15 protein-coding genes are annotated in these 16,594 nt (G+C 42.0%); 11 read left to right on the top strand and 4 right to left on the bottom strand.

What is annotated here, in order from left to right:
• Nucleotides 1-5: 5 nt before the first annotated feature.
• The 4 genes from EJ103_RS01035 to EJ103_RS01020 all read left to right on the top strand — a co-directional run bounded on the left by EJ103_RS01035 (nt 6) and on the right by EJ103_RS01020 (nt 4,322).
• On the top strand, nt 6-746 hold the full coding sequence (locus tag EJ103_RS01035; RefSeq protein WP_029773501.1) for a 2,3,4,5-tetrahydropyridine-2,6-dicarboxylate N-succinyltransferase: 741 nt from the start codon (nt 6-8) through the stop codon (nt 744-746).
• Complete coding sequence (locus EJ103_RS01030; RefSeq protein WP_126005541.1) at nt 746-1,951, top strand: PLP-dependent decarboxylase; 1,206 nt, start codon at nt 746-748, stop codon at nt 1,949-1,951. Before EJ103_RS01035 ends, EJ103_RS01030 begins: the two co-directional genes overlap by 1 nt.
• Nucleotides 1,952-1,956: 5 nt before the next feature.
• Complete coding sequence (locus EJ103_RS01025) at nt 1,957-3,078, top strand: succinylglutamate desuccinylase/aspartoacylase family protein (RefSeq protein ID WP_126005539.1); 1,122 nt, start codon at nt 1,957-1,959, stop codon at nt 3,076-3,078.
• 209 nt (nt 3,079-3,287) lie between these two features.
• Nucleotides 3,288-4,322 (top strand): phospholipase A, encoded by a 1,035-nt coding sequence (locus EJ103_RS01020; protein ID WP_004588421.1) that lies wholly within the window; start codon nt 3,288-3,290, stop codon nt 4,320-4,322.
• A gap of 72 nt (nt 4,323-4,394) precedes the next feature.
• On the opposite strand, the gene EJ103_RS01015 is transcribed toward EJ103_RS01020, so the two are convergent.
• Complete coding sequence (locus EJ103_RS01015) at nt 4,395-5,288, bottom strand: bifunctional GNAT family N-acetyltransferase/hotdog fold thioesterase (protein WP_024032005.1); 894 nt, start codon at nt 5,286-5,288, stop codon at nt 4,395-4,397.
• 431 nt (nt 5,289-5,719) lie between these two features.
• On the opposite strand from EJ103_RS01015, the gene EJ103_RS01010 reads away from it, so the two are divergent.
• Nucleotides 5,720-6,421: a fused MFS/spermidine synthase gene (locus EJ103_RS01010; RefSeq protein ID WP_126005538.1), complete on the top strand. Its 702-nt coding sequence runs from the start codon at nt 5,720-5,722 to the stop codon at nt 6,419-6,421.
• Here the strand turns inward: EJ103_RS01010 and dtd are convergent.
• Entirely contained in the window at nt 6,418-6,855 is a 438-nt protein-coding gene (gene dtd / locus EJ103_RS01005) for a D-aminoacyl-tRNA deacylase (RefSeq protein ID WP_054983371.1), read from the bottom strand. The two genes, EJ103_RS01010 and dtd, sit on opposite strands and share 4 nt — an antisense overlap.
• Nucleotides 6,856-7,758, bottom strand: coding sequence for a virulence factor BrkB family protein (locus EJ103_RS01000; protein WP_024032002.1), 903 nt, complete (start codon nt 7,756-7,758; stop codon nt 6,856-6,858). It abuts the gene before it with no gap.
• An 85-nt stretch (nt 7,759-7,843) separates the two neighbouring features.
• On the opposite strand from EJ103_RS01000, the gene EJ103_RS00995 reads away from it, so the two are divergent.
• The 3 genes from EJ103_RS00995 to EJ103_RS00985 all read left to right on the top strand — a co-directional run bounded on the left by EJ103_RS00995 (nt 7,844) and on the right by EJ103_RS00985 (nt 10,520).
• Nucleotides 7,844-8,500 carry a DUF2959 domain-containing protein gene (locus EJ103_RS00995; protein ID WP_126005536.1) on the top strand — a complete coding sequence of 219 codons (657 nt, stop codon included), beginning with the start codon at nt 7,844-7,846 and terminating at the stop codon, nt 8,498-8,500.
• Between the two features lie 130 nt (nt 8,501-8,630).
• Nucleotides 8,631-9,722 (top strand): MBL fold metallo-hydrolase, encoded by a 1,092-nt coding sequence (locus EJ103_RS00990; protein ID WP_126005534.1) that lies wholly within the window; start codon nt 8,631-8,633, stop codon nt 9,720-9,722.
• Nucleotides 9,723-9,785: 63 nt separating this feature from the next.
• Complete coding sequence (locus tag EJ103_RS00985) at nt 9,786-10,520, top strand: CBM9 family sugar-binding protein (RefSeq protein ID WP_126005532.1); 735 nt, start codon at nt 9,786-9,788, stop codon at nt 10,518-10,520.
• A 527-nt stretch (nt 10,521-11,047) separates the two neighbouring features.
• On the opposite strand, the gene typA is transcribed toward EJ103_RS00985, so the two are convergent.
• Nucleotides 11,048-12,871, bottom strand: a complete 1,824-nt coding sequence (gene typA, locus EJ103_RS00980) for a translational GTPase TypA (protein ID WP_004589455.1) — start codon at nt 12,869-12,871, stop codon at nt 11,048-11,050.
• A 507-nt stretch (nt 12,872-13,378) separates the two neighbouring features.
• Here typA and glnA point away from each other — a divergent pair.
• From glnA to glnL, 3 genes are all read left to right on the top strand, one after another.
• Nucleotides 13,379-14,785, top strand: coding sequence for a glutamate--ammonia ligase (gene glnA, locus EJ103_RS00975; protein ID WP_024031998.1), 1,407 nt, complete (start codon nt 13,379-13,381; stop codon nt 14,783-14,785).
• Nucleotides 14,786-14,917: 132 nt separating this feature from the next.
• Complete coding sequence (locus EJ103_RS00970; protein ID WP_126005530.1) at nt 14,918-15,430, top strand: DUF4124 domain-containing protein; 513 nt, start codon at nt 14,918-14,920, stop codon at nt 15,428-15,430.
• Nucleotides 15,431-15,519: 89 nt separating this feature from the next.
• Nucleotides 15,520-16,590, top strand: coding sequence for a nitrogen regulation protein NR(II) (gene glnL / locus EJ103_RS00965; RefSeq protein WP_004589452.1), 1,071 nt, complete (start codon nt 15,520-15,522; stop codon nt 16,588-16,590).
• Nucleotides 16,591-16,594 lie beyond the last annotated feature (4 nt).

The following is a 16,594-nucleotide window of genomic DNA, read 5'->3' as shown; positions in this document are numbered from 1 at the left end:
TTATAATGAGCTGGTTAGAACTACTAAATAATTTAGAATCGGGCGCAGTACGCGCAGCATCACAAAACGAAAGCGGCCAATGGGAAGCTAACGTAGAAGTAAAACAAGGCATTTTAGAAGCCTTTAAAAATGGCACTAACACCGAGTTTGCAGGCGGGTTTGTTGATAAGCACAACCTTGCACCGCAAGAATTTAGCACTGACGATGGCGTGCGTATGGTACCAGGTGGCACCAGTGTTCGCCGCGGAGCCTACGTAGCTAAAGGCACTATTATTATGCCACCAGCGTACGTAAATATTGGCGCATACATCGACGAAGGTACTATGGTTGATAGCCACGCATTAGTGGGTTCGTGTGCACAAGTTGGTAAAAATGTACATTTAAGCGCAGCTGTTCAACTTGGTGGTGTACTTGAGCCAATTGGGGCAAGCCCAGTCGTGGTTGAAGACGATGCGTTTATTGGCGCAGGTTGTGTTATTGTTGAAGGCGTAGTGGTTAAAAAAGGCGCGGTACTTGCGCCAGGTGTGCGTTTATCTGCCACTATTCCGGTTTACGACTGTGTTAACGAGCGCCAGCTAGATAAAGGCGAGCCAATTCCAGAGTACGCTATTGTAATACCAGGCTCTCGCCCTGCGTCTAACGAATGGGCTCGTGAGCAAGGCTTAAGCATGTCGTGTGCACTCATTGTTAAATACCGCGACGAGCAAAGCGATGCATCGTTATTGCTAGAAGAGGTTTTACGATAATGAGCTTTTTGAGCACGCCTATCAAGGCCGCCGTAAATACACTTACTCAGCAACTTGATACACCTTTTTTTGTTTACGACTTAGACAAACTAAACGCACACCTTACCCGTTTAGTTGCGCAATCCGATGTAAAGCTTTGGTATGCGGTAAAAGCCAATCCGCTTTCTAAGGTTATTCAATGCCTAGACAGCGCCGGATTTAACTTTGACGTAGCAAGTAAAGGTGAGCTTGAACAAGTCCTTGCACAAGGTATTAGTTCACAGCGCGTGCTCAACACAGGGCCTGCAAAGAGCCCTAAACAAATTAAACACTTTATTGAGCGCGGCGTGCGTATTTTTGTTGCCGAAAGCCTCAATCAAGTACGTTGGTTAAACCAGCAAGCGCAGCTGCAAAATACGCAGCTGCAAGTATTACTGCGTGTGCAGTTACGCTGGCCAGAAGGTGAAAAAAACCCATTAGGGGGTGACAGCCTTACTCCGTTTGGGCTTGGTTGCGATGAATGGCAAGCGCTCAATTCTGGCGATTACCCAGCACTTAATTTTGATGGTCTGCATATTTTTCAGTGGGGCAACATGCTTAGCACGCAAAAGCTAAGCGAGCTGTGGTCGCAAATGATTGCACCGCTTACCACCTTGGCTAATAACTTAAATATAAACCTTAAAATTTTAGACTTAGGCGGCGGTTTAGGTATTCCTTACACACCAAACGATGCAACACTTGAGTGGGATGGATTAATCACCGCGCTGGCAAAAATTAAAAAAGATGCGGGTGTAGACGAGCTTTGGATGGAGCTTGGCCGTTACGCTGTAGGCGAATGCGGTCATTACGCGAACCCCGTCGTTGAGTGCAAACAAAACTACGGGCAACAGCAAGTTATTTTAACCGGTGGTATTAACCACTTATTGCGCCCTGCTGTTACAAGCCAAGATTTTCCTGCGGCGTTACTGCGCGAATCAACAGCGCCAGAACAAGCAATGAGCTTATATGGCCCATTATGTACTGCCCTTGATTGCTTAGGCGAGCATACCCTACCAAGCGATTTAAACGAGCAAGACTGGCTGGTGTTTAGCCAATGTGGCGCCTATGGTTTTACCGAAAGCATGCCCTATTTTTTATGCCATGAACTAGCTGCAGAATACGTGTTACAAAATGGCGAGCTCACGTGTGTGCGCCAAGCAGAAGATGCCAGTCACTACTTAAGGTAATAAACATGAGCATAACAACACCCATTAGCCAAGAAAACATTATAGTAGGGGAAGTAGCAAACGGCTTACCCCTAACTATTCCGGTGTATCGCTTAAAAGGCGATGGCAGCGGGCCAAGCGTGTATATTCAAGCCAATATGCATGGCGCCGAGGTACAAGGTAACGCGGTTATTTTTCAGCTGCTAGAGCAGTTAAAACAGCTCAATTTAAAAGGCGACATTACCTTAGTACCTTATGCTAACCCTATTGGTTGTAATCAAAAATCAGGGGAATTTACCCTTGGCCGATTCGACCCTATTACTGGCACTAACTGGAACCGTATGTATCACTACAATAGTGATTTAGTCACCCAGTTTGCACACGAGCATAGCCAGTACGACGATGCAGCTTTAAAAAGTAATTTTAAAAAAGCCCTGCTTGATGAAATAGATGCCAAACTTAACGGCCCAGCTTACTTGCTCAATACCGGTAAACGCATTGCGCTTAACCTGCAAAAGCTTGCGCATCAAGCCGATCTCGTGCTCGACTTACATACGGGGCCTATTTCAAGTAAGCATCTGTACTGTCCAACGTATGCCAGCGACAGCGCACGTTATTTTAATATTGAACACGTACTGCTAATTCCAAGCGACTTTGATGGCGCAATGGATGAAGCTAGCTTTTGCCCATGGTGGCATCTAAGTGATGCACTTAGTGCGCAAGGCAGGGACTTCAATGTACAGGTTGAGGCCTTTACAGTAGAGCTAGGCAGCCAAGAAAAAATAGATTTAGCAGCCGCCTTTGATGATGCAAACAGCATTTTAAGCTATTTGAACCATAAAAATGTATTAGTAGATGCAGCGCATCAACCTAAGCAGATGACCCGTTATGCGTGCCATTTAGATGACTACTTTGCTTATTATGCGCCGATTGGCGGCATGGTTGAATATGTTGCTCCGTTAGGCGCACACATAAAGGCAGGTGAGCCAATAGCCCATATATTACGCATGGAGCGCTATTTAACTGAGCAGCCCCTACAAACATTAAGCCTTGATTGCGATGCAATTGCTATTTTGCATTTTGCCTCAGCAAGCGTAAACCAAGGCACTGAACTATATAAGTTTTTTACTAACGTATTTGAGTTATAACGGACCGCGCTATAACTCCCCCTTCTCATTGCGTGAGAGTAAGTTAACTAACTTACAATATAAGCGGCTATATGCCGCTTTTTTTGATCTGTGATAACGGTGTAAACGTAAGGTAATCAAATAAGTGTAAATTCAGTGAAAGTTCACCGTTACAAATGTAAAAACACGTTATAATTTATAAATCTACCTTACTCTCAAAGGAATAAACAATGAGCTGGCGTTATTGGATTGCAGTTACGGCTTTACTAAGCACACCCTCTTTTGCCCAACAAGAGGTTAAAAAAAATGAACAAGACAACGACATAGAGCTAGTTAAGCAATGTATTTTAAATGAAGTAATTGGTGGCGATGGTAAGCAAACCCTAGACGAGCTGCGCACAAAATGCTCCGCCCTTGAAGAAAACAAACAACTTACCGCACTTGATAAACGCAAGGCTCGCGAAGAGGTAAGCAAAAAAAATCGTAACGTAATTACGCCGCATAAACGTAACTACATTTTACCTTTATCGTATGTCTCGCACCCTAACGATCGCCCGTTTGATGGCTTTGACGAGCTAACAGATGAAGAAAATGGCGAACCCCTTGATAACCTAGAGGCTAAATACCAGCTTTCTATTAAAGTGCCACTGTACGATGATTTTGCAGATGACGACCAAGCCATCTTTTTTGGCTTTACTTTGCAGTCGTATTGGCAAATTTATAATTCAGAGATTTCTTCTCCGTTTCGTGAAACCAACTACGAACCAGAAATATTTTGGGTAAACTACCTAGACCAAGAAAACGTACTTTGGGGCGACGAAATGGCCATAGCGCTGGGTATTTCGCACCAATCTAATGGCCGCAGCCAGCCAAACTCTCGTTCATGGAACCGAATTTACGCCGATTTTATATGGGAAAAGAGCGGTTTTGTATTTAGCTTTAAACCTTGGTATCGCATTGCTGAGGATGAAAAAGACAATATATTAGAAGCCGATGGCGACGACAATCCAGATATTTACAAATACATGGGTTACTTTGAATTTGGCGGGGCGTATCGTTATCACGATCACGAGTTTAGCTTTATGACTCGTAACAATTTAAATTCAGATAACCGTGGTGCACTTCAACTAGATTGGTCATTCCCGCTTTGGGGTCGTTTACGTGGCTACGCGCAATACTTTAACGGTTACGGTGAGAGCCTAATTGATTATAACGCTGATGTAGAGCGTATTGGTGTAGGTATATTACTTACCGATTTACTCTAATTTATTAATACACCATAAAAAAAGCCAAGCCCTTTTATAAAGTGCTTGGCTTTTTTATTAAAGCGTTACTCGTTATTTTTTAACGGCAAACACCCCTTCAAACTCTGCAACAACATCGCTGCCATCAAATATAGTAACAGGTACTACATAACTTGCTTTGCCTGTTGTTTCTAGCTCACTGAGTTTACCTTTACAGGTTTGCACATCAACACAACCGCGTGGGTCGGTATTAAGTGGTTTTAAGTATTTTATAGTGGCATCGGCTAATACAATATTGCCCTCAAGCCCTGCCTCTTTAAGCGCTAAGTACGTTGCGCCCCAACCGGTTAAGGTTGCTAAGCTGTATATAGAGCCTGCAAACATAGTGTTGTGTAAGTTTAAGTTAGCGTCTAAATCTGCACGCGTTGTAAACTGCCAATCTGTGTAGCTTTCTACTTTTATACCCATTGCATCACTAATTGGGATTGATTCACGCCAAATATTTTGCAGTACTTGCGTCCAATCAGGGTGGCGAAACCAACCCGGCTCACTAGGCTTTTGCTTAATCATTTTGAAATGTTGTACATCGCCATACGCTAAGTGGGCTTTTTCTTTTAGCTCGTAGCCATGGCGCTTATAAAACTCAAGCGCACGCTCGCGAGCAAATAACACTAATTCGCCTGCATTTTGCGTCCATGCTATTTTTTCAAGCTCGTGTAATAAACGGCTACCAATATGCTGGTTACGGTTACCTTCGGCTACGGCCATGTAACGTACTTGCGCTTGCTCATGGTTGTTAAAGTGTAAACGGGCCACACCAAGCACATCACCGTTGTTATTTTTTATAAAGCGATGCTCTGAGTCTTGTTCCATATCATCTTGTTCAGAGCCACGAGGCTCATTCCAAGGCGCACGTAGTACTTCCCAACGTAATTGATAGTACGCTTGCCAGTCTTCGCTGCTCTGCGGTGTAGTTACTTGAAACATATATACTCCTGTTGTTTTGCCGTAAATAAAAAATAAAGGCTACGGCATGTAATCCAACTTAATAACTCTTTAACCTGCACATTGGTTTTTACATTAGAAAATTAAAGATTAAGTTGGTTGGAATTATTATGGCAAATACCATACTCCATCTTTTAAACACTGCCAATACGACTTTGGTAAGCAAGCGAAAAAATAACTGTTTTACCCATCGCATCAGCTAGTTTATGCTGGGCCTTTAGAGATTGAACATGCACTGAGCGAAGGGTTCTGCCTAGGGGAAATTTACTCTTTGTTGCCTACATGGGTGTAAGCCAGTAGAGTAACGCAGGAGCAGTTACCTAGCCCACCAGGTTACAAATCTCGCGCCGCGATTAAATCGCCCCTAGATTGAACAAACTTTAATCCTGAAAGGTCAACAGGCCCTTAATGTTATGAGCGATTTTATAAACCCTTCAACGGGTGTAGTGAGTAGCCACTTTATTAGCCACAGCCAAGATATTGGGCAACTAGTTTACTGGCATAAATATGCAGGCGATCACATACAGGTTCGCCAATCCGGGCAGCTTCGCTGGCTGCTAATTAACGATACATTGCAATCGGTGATAGAGCTTAACAATCCACAGCGTTTACTATTTCCACATTTAACCTATTTAGCTAAGCAGTGGCAAACCTTAGCACCGCCAAATCATGTGTTAGAACTTGGCCTTGGCGGTGGCGCTATACGTAATTACTTACAATACACTTACCCGCAGGCACACGTAACATCAGTTGAAAAAAATGCAGATATAATTGCCTGCTATACAGATTTTTTCGCTCTTAAAAACCAAAGTGACGTGCAGTGTGATGACGCGCAAAATGTACTTAGCAAGGCACATAACCATGACTGGATTATTCTTGATTTATTTAGCCAGATAGATGCACCTCGATTTTTGTTTGAACGCGCTTTTTATCAAAAAATATACGATGCGCTAAACGCAGGTGGCACGCTATTTATAAACTTTTTGTCGCAACATGAGTCGCAGTTAATTCAGTTACAGCAGTTACTATTTAATGTGTTTGGCGTAAAAGTAAGCCCGCATAAAATTGCGGGCTTTGTGAATCATATTATTATTGTTACTAAAGCTGGTAATTAAACCGATAAGTTAAACGTAACAGGCCCATCGTTACACAAGCTCACTTGCATATCGGCGCCAAACTCTCCCGTTGCCACGCTAATACCCTGCGCTTTAGCTTGAGTTACAAAGTACTCGTAAAGCGCGTTAGCTTGGCTAGGTGTGGCTGCTGATGAAAAGCTTGGGCGCATGCCTTTTTTAGTATCAGCCGCTAATGTAAATTGCGACACCACGAGTAACTCACCGCCTATATCTTTTAGACTTAAGTTCATTTTGTCGTTTTCATCAGTAAATATTCGGTAATTACTTACCTTATGCAACAGCTTGTCGGCGGCTTGCTCATCATCTGGTTTTTCAACACCGAGTAACAATAATATACCTTGGCCAATTTCACCTATAACTTGGTTATCAACTTCTACTTTGGCACTTTTTACACGTTGTATTAAGCCTTGCATTTAACTGCGTTCCTCTGTTTTTAGTTCTTCATCAATGTCTATTTCTGGTGTTTGTGGTACATGATTAGGGCTTATACAGGCGGTAAATTCGGCCCCTAATAACACCACCACCCACGACAAATACACCCACACAAATAAAATAGGAATGGTCGCAACAGCGCCATAAATTACTTCGTACGATGGAAAGTGGCTAATATAAAGCGCAAAGCCTTTTTTAGTCAGCTCAAATAATACTGCCGCAAAAAGAGCCCCCGGTAGCGCAGCCCTAATAGATACAGGCGTGTTAGGCACTAAAGTGTATAACATTAAAAAGCCAATCATCGAAAAGCCATAAGGCACCAGCTTTAACAAAAAGCCACTAAACCCAGGAATGCCCTGATCGGCAAACGACACTAACGAAACAATATACGATGTAACACCAATACTTGCGCCCAGCAGTACGGGGCCTAAGCTCAATACCATCCAATAAACCGCAAAAGAGATCATCATGGGGCGTTTTTTCTTAATACGCCAAATGCGATTAAGCGTGGCATCAACATTACGTATAAGCAGCAATGCAATCGCCGCTAAAAAGCCAATACCCACCGCGGTCATTTGGTTCGCATTGCCAGCAAAGGAGCTTATATGCTCTTTAATCACATCAGATGAGGTAGGTACAAAGTTAGTAAACAAAAAGCTTTCTATGGCTATGCGGGTCGACTCAAACCCCGGGAAGGCCGAAAATATTGCCACGCCTACCGCTATCAAAGGCACTAAAGAAAGCAAAGTAACATAGGCAAGGTAGCCTGCATTTACCGTAATTTGATCGTCTATACAGCGGTTAACGTATTGCATCCACCAGCTTGGCTGCTGCTTCAAAAAGGAGATAGCTTGCTGTTTATAAAGGGAGAGCTTATCATTCATACAATTGACTTGTGCTAATCGAATTTTGATTATGATAGCAATCAGCACCATAATTTACAGCACTTACTGGTAAATAGGGATCCAAATGAAAAAACAAACATTACTTAGCGCCTCGGTACTGGCCATTACGCTTACTTTATCGGGCTGTCAGTCGGCCTATTATTCTGCAATGGAAAAAGTAGGTGTACATAAGCGCGACATTCTTATTGACCGCGTAGAAGAGACCAAAGATTCACAAGAAGAATCGCAAGAAGAATTTCAATCAGCACTTGAGCGCCTAACAACTTTAATTAATTTTGATGGCGGCGAGTTACAAGATGCCTACAATCAACTTAACGATGATTATGAGTCGAGCTTAGCAGCCGCTAATGAAGTGTCGAGCAATATTAATAAAGTTGAAGATGTAGCAGAAGCTTTATTTGATGAATGGAGCGATGAGCTTGAGCAATACAAAAGCGCGTCGCTTAAACGCGAAAGCAGTAAAAAGCTAGCGGCTACACAACGCCAATTTAACCAGTTACTACGCTCTATGCGCAGTGCAGAAAGCAAAATGGAACCAGTACTATCGTCTTTACAAGATAACGTACTGTACTTAAAGCATAACTTAAACGCACAAGCGGTTGCCGCTATTAAGGGCGAATTCACTAATTTAAAGCGTGATATTCAAGTGCTGATGAACGACATGAATAAATCAATTGCCGATTCAAACAAGTTTATAGAGCAAATGAATAGCGCTGGCTAATCAATTAAAATCTGCCTAACAAAGCCTGCATATTGCAGGCTTTTTTGTTGTTACGTTTTGTTACCTTTGAACTATTTGTTAATCTTTTGATGTTGTTATACTTTTATAAAAATATTAATAGATAACAACAATGAAACTAAAAACCACCAGCCTTGTATTTATTTGTGGATTGCTTAGCGCTTGCGAAACTGCTAATCGCATTGAGGTGATTGCAGGGGAAAACACGCTTACCCCGCAGCATCAAACAGGGGAGCGAAAAGGACGCTTTTATAACCTCTACCCTGGCAAAAAAACCTACCCCACCACCTGCGAAACCGACTGCTACCCGCCAAGCCCTAAATTACAATGCAAACAAGACGCTGAAGATTGCCAATTTATTGCTGAGCAAAAGCCAATTAATTTAAATACGGGCTTTACCGTGCGCTGGTTAGGGCACGCTGGGTTTATGATCCGCACACCTAACGGACAACATGTGCTATTTGATCCTGTAAAAGAGCAGTTCGACTCACCTGTTGATTTAGCCTTTAGGTTAGCCTCAGGGTTTTACAGGCAACCCGGCGATTGGCTTACACAAAACGAGCTTAAAAACTTAAGTGCAGTGATGTACTCGCATATTCATTACGATCACTTTAATAAAGCCGATATAGAAGAGCTTGGTAATAAACCTCGCTACTTAACGCCATTAGGTATGGCCGACAACTTCCCTACTGGTGGCTATAACATTAGCGAAATGGCCTGGTATGCAAAAACACAGCTTGATGATTTAACGATTCATGCCCTACCAGCGCACCACTTTAGTAGCCGTGTATTGGTACCCTTTATTTACGAAGATAACGATAAAGATCTATGGAATGGCTGGTTACTTGAGCAAAACGGCAGTACCGTTTTTTTTGCAGGCGATACCGGCTACTCAAAACACTTTAAAGACATTCAACAAAAGTATGGCGATATAGACATATGCCTACTGCCCATAGCCTCGTATTACAGTGAAGACAGCCCTACTTGGTATCGTTATGTACACACCACACCAGAGGATGCTGTAAATGCAGCTAGTGACCTTAACTGTAAAGTAATGATACCGTGGGGCTATGGTAACTCAAGCTGGAAAATGGGCGACCGGACAAGCCATTCAGCACTGCTAAGGTTGCTACATATGCACAATAAAATGGCTTCAACCACACCTTTATATATTTTAAACGAAGGCGAAAGTATTTCACTGTAACTCATTGCTGAACTGTTTTAGGATGATTGTTATATCTAAATACATATTAACATTGAGAAATTAATGAAAAAACACGCATTAGCTTTAAGCTGTTTATTAAGCGCCCCAGTAATGGCCATTGATGTAGCGCACACATCGACCCCTATTACTATCGATGGCGTATCTGAAAGCGCATGGGATAAAGCAACGTGGCATGATATGCCGCATTTAATGGATGGCACCTTGCCCTCATCAGATGCCGACTTTAAAGGCCGCTACCGCCTGCTGTGGGATAAAAACTACCTGTATTTACAAGCGGATATAACTGGCGATGTACTTATTGATGCGCATCCAGACCCGACCGTAAAATATTGGGATGACGATGCTCTGGAAATTTTTATCGATAGCGACGCCTCAGGTGGTATTCACCAATTTAACCATACCGCGTTGGCATATCATATTGGCCTTGATAACCAAGCCGCCGATTACGGCCCCGATAAAAAAGCCCATCTATACACCGACCACTTAACGAGTAACTGGAAGCGTAATACCCAAGCCCCTTATAACATCACCTGGGAAGTCGCTATAAAGCTCTACCCTAACGATTACCAAGAAGGCGCTGTAAACACGCCCATTACGCTTAATGAAAAACAAGTCATTGGTTTTATGCTCGCGTATTGCGATAACGATGGCAGCGAAGTACGCGAGCACTTTATGGGCTCTCACGAAGTACAGCCAGTCAATGGCGACAGAAACCGCGGTTTTATAGACGCAGATGTCTTTGGCAAAATTACCCTGCTGCCAAAAAGTAACCACTAATAAATAGTTGAGAAGTAGGTTGGGTTGAGCGTAGCGAAACCCAACGAAAAAATACCCTACCAACAATGACAGATGCTTTGCGTTATCGATTGATTAAGCTTTGACTCTTTTACTTCTCTTTGTGCAAATATTTTTTAAGTGAATTATTCACAAAGAGGATAAGAGGCGCTGCGCTTTTAGAGATAAATACACTGTGGCAGTTTCACTATAGAACGAACTATAAACACTGAGATATTTGGAAAAAATCACGCTACTGCCAAAAAGTAACTACTAATAAATAGTTGAGAAGTAGGTTGGGTTGAGCGCAGCGAAACCCAACGAAAAAACACTCTACCAATACGCACTACCACTATGCATTGTTGCAGGTTTATATAGCCTACTGACTTTCAGCTTAAACCAGCCTATTTAGCTGCGCCGTTCTATACACCGCTGATAACTTATAGCTGAAAACTCTTGTTTTAACCCACAAAAAAGCCGCTGTATTTTGCAATACAGCGGCTTTTAAACCATTACTCTAAATTAATAGATTATGATTTTGGAGCACGACCCGCACGCTTACGCTCACTTTCAGTTAAGTGACGCTTACGAATACGAATGTTCTCAGGTGTTACTTCTACTAACTCGTCATCATCGATGAACTCAAGCGCTTGCTCAAGTGTGTAGTTCAATGGTGGCGTCAATGTTTGTGCTTCATCTGTACCAGATGCACGAACGTTAGTAAGTTGCTTACCTTTAAGGGCGTTAACTGTAAGGTCGTTATCGCGGCTATGAATACCGATAACCATACCTTCGTAAACTTCAACACCGTGACCGATGAATAATTTACCACGCTCTTGTAAGTTAAATAATGCGTTAGTAAGTGCTTTACCTGTAGCATTTGCAATCATTACGCCGTTCTTACGAACACCTAGCTCGCCACCTTTGTGCGGACCGTAGTGATCGAATGTATGGTAAAGTAAACCAGAACCTGAAGTTAACGTCATGAACTCAGTTTGGAAACCGATTAAGCCACGGCTTGGGATCATAAAGTCTAAACGCATACGGCCCTTACCATCTGGTGCCATATCAGTAAGTTCACCTTTACGAAGACCAATTTGCTCCATGATAGAACCTTGATGCTCTTCTTCACAGTCAATTGTTAGTGTTTCGTACGGTTCTTCTAATACGCCATCAACAGTGCGTAAGATTACTTCTGGACGAGATACAGCTAGCTCATAACCTTCACGACGCATGTTTTCGATTAAGATACCAAGGTGTAATTCACCACGGCCCGATACGCGGAAGCTATCTGGGTTGTCAGTATCTGCAACACGAAGTGCAACGTTATGTACTAATTCTTTGTCTAAACGCTCACGAATATTACGTGATGTTACAAACTTACCTTCTTTACCACAGAAAGGAGAGTTATTTACAGAGAACGTCATTGTTACTGTTGGCTCATCAACACTTAGTGGTGGTAATGCTTCAACGTTGTTAGGGCAACAAACAGTATCTGAAATCTTAAGCTCGCCAAGACCTGTTACCGTTACAATGTTACCAGCGTAAGCTTTATCTGTTTCGATACGCTCAAGACCTAGGTAGCTTTGTACTGAACCAATTTTGCCGTTACGCGTAGAGCCATCAGCACTAACAATCGTTACTTGCTGGTTAGGCACAACAGAACCACGTTTGATACGGCCAATACCGATTACACCTTTATAAGAGTTGTAATCAAGCTGAGAAATCTGCATTTGGAAGTCACCTTCAGGATCTGCATCCGGTGGTGATACTTCGTCAACGATCATTTGGAACATAGGTTCCATGTTGTCAGACGGCTCGTCTAAATCTAGTGTAGCCCAACCGTTGATTGCTGAAGCGTAGATTACTTTAAAGTCTAGCTGTTCGTCAGTTGCACCAAGGTTGTCGAATAAATCAAAGATTTGATCCATAACCCAATCAGGACGTGCACCTGGCTTGTCGATTTTGTTGATAACAACAATTGGCTTTAAGCCTTGCGCGAATGCTTTTTGCGTTACGAAACGCGTTTGCGGCATTGGACCTTCTTGAGCATCAACAAGTAATAATACTGAGTCAGCCATCGAAAGTACGCGTTCAACTTCACCACCAAAATCGGCGTGTCCCGGGGTATCTACGATATTGATATGGTAGTCTTTCCAAGAAATGGCTGTGTTTTTAGCCAAAATGGTAATACCACGTTCTTTCTCAATGTCGTTTGAGTCCATCACACGCTCTTCGTTACCGCCGCGTGTTTCTAATGTACCTGATTGCTCAAGTAGTTTGTCAACCAATGTCGTTTTACCGTGGTCAACGTGCGCGATAATCGCTATATTTCTTAACTGTTCGATGCTCATATTTTTACTCAGAGAAGTTTATTCTCATTGATCCTGCAAGATCTACGCACTCATCTGCGTTTTCACCAGATGTCCCAGCATAGGATTTAAAAGGGCGCATATTATCCCTCATTAATGACATGGATGAAAGTTTATCCAATACAATTTTAAAAACTTTCTTAATACTTTTACTAAGTATCTGTTTTTTATATGACAATTATATGAAATAAATTTCGACAAATTACATAAATTGTCGTTTTTTAGCTAATTTGTTGATTGCTTTGGCACTATTTACTATTTAAGTTAAGCTGATTTAGGTGATTAAAATACGTGCAGAATCGAGCGTGAAATTTTTGCACCAATGTGGATATTTTACGCACCACAAAAGTGCAAAGCGCGTGACCACTTTTGTGCAACCATAATTTTTAACTTAATAAACAGCAAGTTAAAATAATGGCATAAAATCGGCTTACTAAAAAACCAAAGCATTTAATGCAGCAATAATAAAACCCAACAGTTGGAGGACACATGTCACAATCGGTTTTAGATTTTATTAAAGAAAATGACGTTAAGTTCATTGATTTACGCTTTACTGATACTAGAGGTAAAGAACAACATGTTTCTATTCCTCATCACCAAGTAGATGAAGATTTTTTTGAAGACGGCAAAATGTTCGACGGCTCTTCAATTGCAGGTTGGAAAGGCATTAACGAATCAGACATGGTACTTATGCCTGTAGCTGATTCAGTAAAATTAGACCCATTCACAGAAGAAGCTACGCTAATCGTACGTTGTGATGTTGTAGAGCCATCTACACTACAAGGTTACGAGCGTGACCCTCGTTCAGTTGCTAAACGCGCTGAAGAGTACATGAAATCTACCGGTATCGCTGATACAGTTTTATTTGGCCCTGAGCCAGAATTCTTCCTATTTGATGATGTTAAATACAAGTCAGATATGTCAGGTTCTATGTACAAAATTGATGCTGTTGAAGCAGCATGGAACTCAGATAAAGACTACGAAGGTGGTAACACAGGTCATCGCCCAGGTGTTAAAGGTGGTTACTTCCCATGTTCACCAGTTGACTCTTCACAAGATTGGCGTTCAGCTACTTGTTTAGTACTTGAAGAACTAGGCCAAGTAGTAGAAGCGCATCACCACGAAGTTGCAACAGCGGGTCAAAACGAAATCGCAACTCGCTTTAATACAATGGTATTAAAAGCGGATGAAATCCAAGAGATGAAATATGTTATTCATAACATGGCTCACCTTTACGGAAAAACGGCCACATTTATGCCTAAGCCTGTTGTAGGCGATAACGGTTCTGGTATGCACTGTCACCAATCTTTAGCAAAAGACGGTGTTAACCTTTTTGCTGGTGATAAGTATGGTGGTCTTTCTGAAGATGCACTTTACTACATTGGCGGTATTATTAAGCACGCTAAAGCAATCAATGCGTTTGCAAATGCCTCAACTAACTCGTACAAACGTTTAGTACCAGGTTTTGAAGCACCGGTAATGCTTGCATACTCTGCACGTAACCGTTCTGCATCAATCCGTATTCCAGTAGTACCATCTGAAAAAGGTCGTCGTATCGAAGTACGCTTCCCAGATCCAACTGCTAACCCATACCTTGCTTTCTCTGCAATGCTTATGGCTGGCCTTGACGGTATCAAAAACAAGATCCACCCTGGCGATGCTATGGACAAGGATTTATACGACCTACCAGCAGAAGAAGCAGCAGAAATTCCACAAGTTGCATCTTCACTAGATGAAGCGCTAGAAGCACTTAGTGCTGACCGTGAATTTTTAACGCAAGGTGGCGTATTCACTGATGATTTAATCGATGCTTACATTGCACTTAAATCTCAAGAAGTTGAAAAACTTAACATGACAACTCACCCAGTTGAGTTTGAAATGTACTACAGCGTTTAATACGCCGTAGACAAAATTATCGATAAGATAATAAATGTGTGTTCTCAAGCCCGCTTAGCGGGCTTTTTTTTATGGTAAATTAGGGTTATCTCCACTAAAGTTATGTAATTACAAAATATGCAGGGTAGCAATGTGAATTACAGGATATTATTACTATTTTTTGCTTTAGGATTAAGCATTTATAGTTATGCAGGCAATAAGAAAATTTATGCTTGGAAAGATAAAAATGGTGTTTTAGTGTTCTCAGATACACCACGTAGTGGCGCGCACGAAATAAAACTAAGCAGCCAAGATCTTACCCTGTCTGAGACCGATAAACACACCCCTGGTTCACCACAGCAAACGCACCCTAACCGTTTTCAAATTATGATATCGTCGCCTACACATAACCAAACCGTACGCGAAAACACCGGCTCGGTGTACGTAACAAGCCGCATAACACCGCGTTTTGAAGCTGGCTTTACCATACAGCTATTTTTAAACGGTAACGCTTATGGGCCCGCAAGCGATTTATCAACGTTTGCCATACGGGATGTAGAAAACGGAGCTCATACTTTGTATCTCAAACTTTATAATAAACAAAATCAAGCCATTGCTATCAGTCAGCCCAGTACCTTTGTGATGCAAAGAAAGGCTGTAAACTAAGTACAATGTCTCATGAAGCAAAATTAGCGCAGCAGTATTTACTGATTAAAACTTGCTTGCAAATATTAACGCACTAAAGTGGTGCAAAGATGTCAAACGAACAAAATTTTAGCCCTGAACTTCTCAATGCCATTTGGCAAAATCAAACTACATCGGTCATGTTACTTGATAAAAGTTTTACCCTTGTTTATGCCAACACCAGCACCAGCGAACTACTCGGCTTGGGTAAAAAGCGCATTATTGGGCAAACCTTTAACAGCTTATTTAATTACCATTCTGTGGATTTAGAGCGCATAGCCCAGTACTCACTTGTTGATGGTGTAGATTGCAGCCAGCACAGAGCTGACGTGGTCTTTATAGATTCTCGCCATGCAAAAATAGCCATTACATCGCGCCAAGTTAAGTTTAAAAACGAACGCTATATTTTACTTGAGTGCCGTAAAACCGATGAAGAAATAAAACACGACAAAGCCTCTAACCAAATGCATCAATATCAAGCTGCACGAAATTTAATTAGAGGGCTTGCTCACGAAATTAAAAATCCTTTAGGGGGAATACGCGGAGCGGCGCAGTTATTGCAGTATGAGGTAGATCAACAAGAAAGGGACGAGTGCGCTGAGCTTATAATTGAGCAAGCCGACCGATTACGCGAATTAGTTGATAGGCTACTTGGGCCAAATCAGCTTCCGCAAAAGTCGTATGGCAATATTCACCAAACACTTGAGTCGGTTGTTAAATTAAGCACATTAGATAATTGTAAAAATATTAGTCTAGTTAAAGATTACGACCCAAGTATCCCTGATGTGTTTATTGACCAAGGCAAGGTTCAGCAAGTTGTACTTAATATTGTACGCAATGCTCAACAGGCATTAGTTGATGGCGGTGAAATAAAAATAAAAACCCGCATTAATCATCAGTATCGCCGCCCCGGAAAAGCCCCTAAAAAAGCCTTGTTGATCCAGGTTTCTGATAATGGACCAGGCATAGACCCTAGCGTTCGCGAAACATTGTTTTACCCGATGATCACCAACAAAGAAGGTGGCTCAGGGCTAGGGCTTTCAATCGCACAAACGCTCATAGATCAGCACGACGGTTATATAGACTGCGATAGCTGGCCTGGCCATACTGAATTTAATATCTATCTGCCTTTTGCAGATTAATGTT

It is taken from the genome of Pseudoalteromonas sp. Xi13, from assembly GCF_003952205.1.
Taxonomy (GTDB): Bacteria; Pseudomonadota; Gammaproteobacteria; order Enterobacterales; family Alteromonadaceae; genus Pseudoalteromonas; species Pseudoalteromonas atlantica.
This window is presented reverse-complemented; position numbering and strand designations above follow the sequence as displayed.

Bases quoted from the DNA above. Each gene is read 5' to 3' on its own strand.
- EJ103_RS01015 (WP_024032005.1), bottom strand. From the start codon at position 5,288: ATGTTTCAAGTAACTACACCGCAGAGCAGCGAAGACTGGCAAGCGTAC.
- EJ103_RS01025 (WP_126005539.1), top strand. From the start codon at position 1,957: ATGAGCATAACAACACCCATTAGCCAAGAAAACATTATAGTAGGGGAA.
- glnL (WP_004589452.1), top strand. From the start codon at position 15,520: ATGTCAAACGAACAAAATTTTAGCCCTGAACTTCTCAATGCCATTTGG.
- EJ103_RS01030 (WP_126005541.1), top strand. From the start codon at position 746: ATGAGCTTTTTGAGCACGCCTATCAAGGCCGCCGTAAATACACTTACT.
- EJ103_RS01020 (WP_004588421.1), top strand. From the start codon at position 3,288: ATGAGCTGGCGTTATTGGATTGCAGTTACGGCTTTACTAAGCACACCC.
- EJ103_RS00985 (WP_126005532.1), top strand. From the start codon at position 9,786: ATGAAAAAACACGCATTAGCTTTAAGCTGTTTATTAAGCGCCCCAGTA.
- dtd (WP_054983371.1), bottom strand. From the start codon at position 6,855: ATGCAAGGCTTAATACAACGTGTAAAAAGTGCCAAAGTAGAAGTTGAT.
- EJ103_RS01010 (WP_126005538.1), top strand. From the start codon at position 5,720: ATGAGCGATTTTATAAACCCTTCAACGGGTGTAGTGAGTAGCCACTTT.
- EJ103_RS01000 (WP_024032002.1), bottom strand. From the start codon at position 7,758: ATGAATGATAAGCTCTCCCTTTATAAACAGCAAGCTATCTCCTTTTTG.
- EJ103_RS01035 (WP_029773501.1), top strand. From the start codon at position 6: ATGAGCTGGTTAGAACTACTAAATAATTTAGAATCGGGCGCAGTACGC.
- EJ103_RS00995 (WP_126005536.1), top strand. From the start codon at position 7,844: ATGAAAAAACAAACATTACTTAGCGCCTCGGTACTGGCCATTACGCTT.
- glnA (WP_024031998.1), top strand. From the start codon at position 13,379: ATGTCACAATCGGTTTTAGATTTTATTAAAGAAAATGACGTTAAGTTC.
- EJ103_RS00990 (WP_126005534.1), top strand. From the start codon at position 8,631: ATGAAACTAAAAACCACCAGCCTTGTATTTATTTGTGGATTGCTTAGC.
- typA (WP_004589455.1), bottom strand. From the start codon at position 12,871: ATGAGCATCGAACAGTTAAGAAATATAGCGATTATCGCGCACGTTGAC.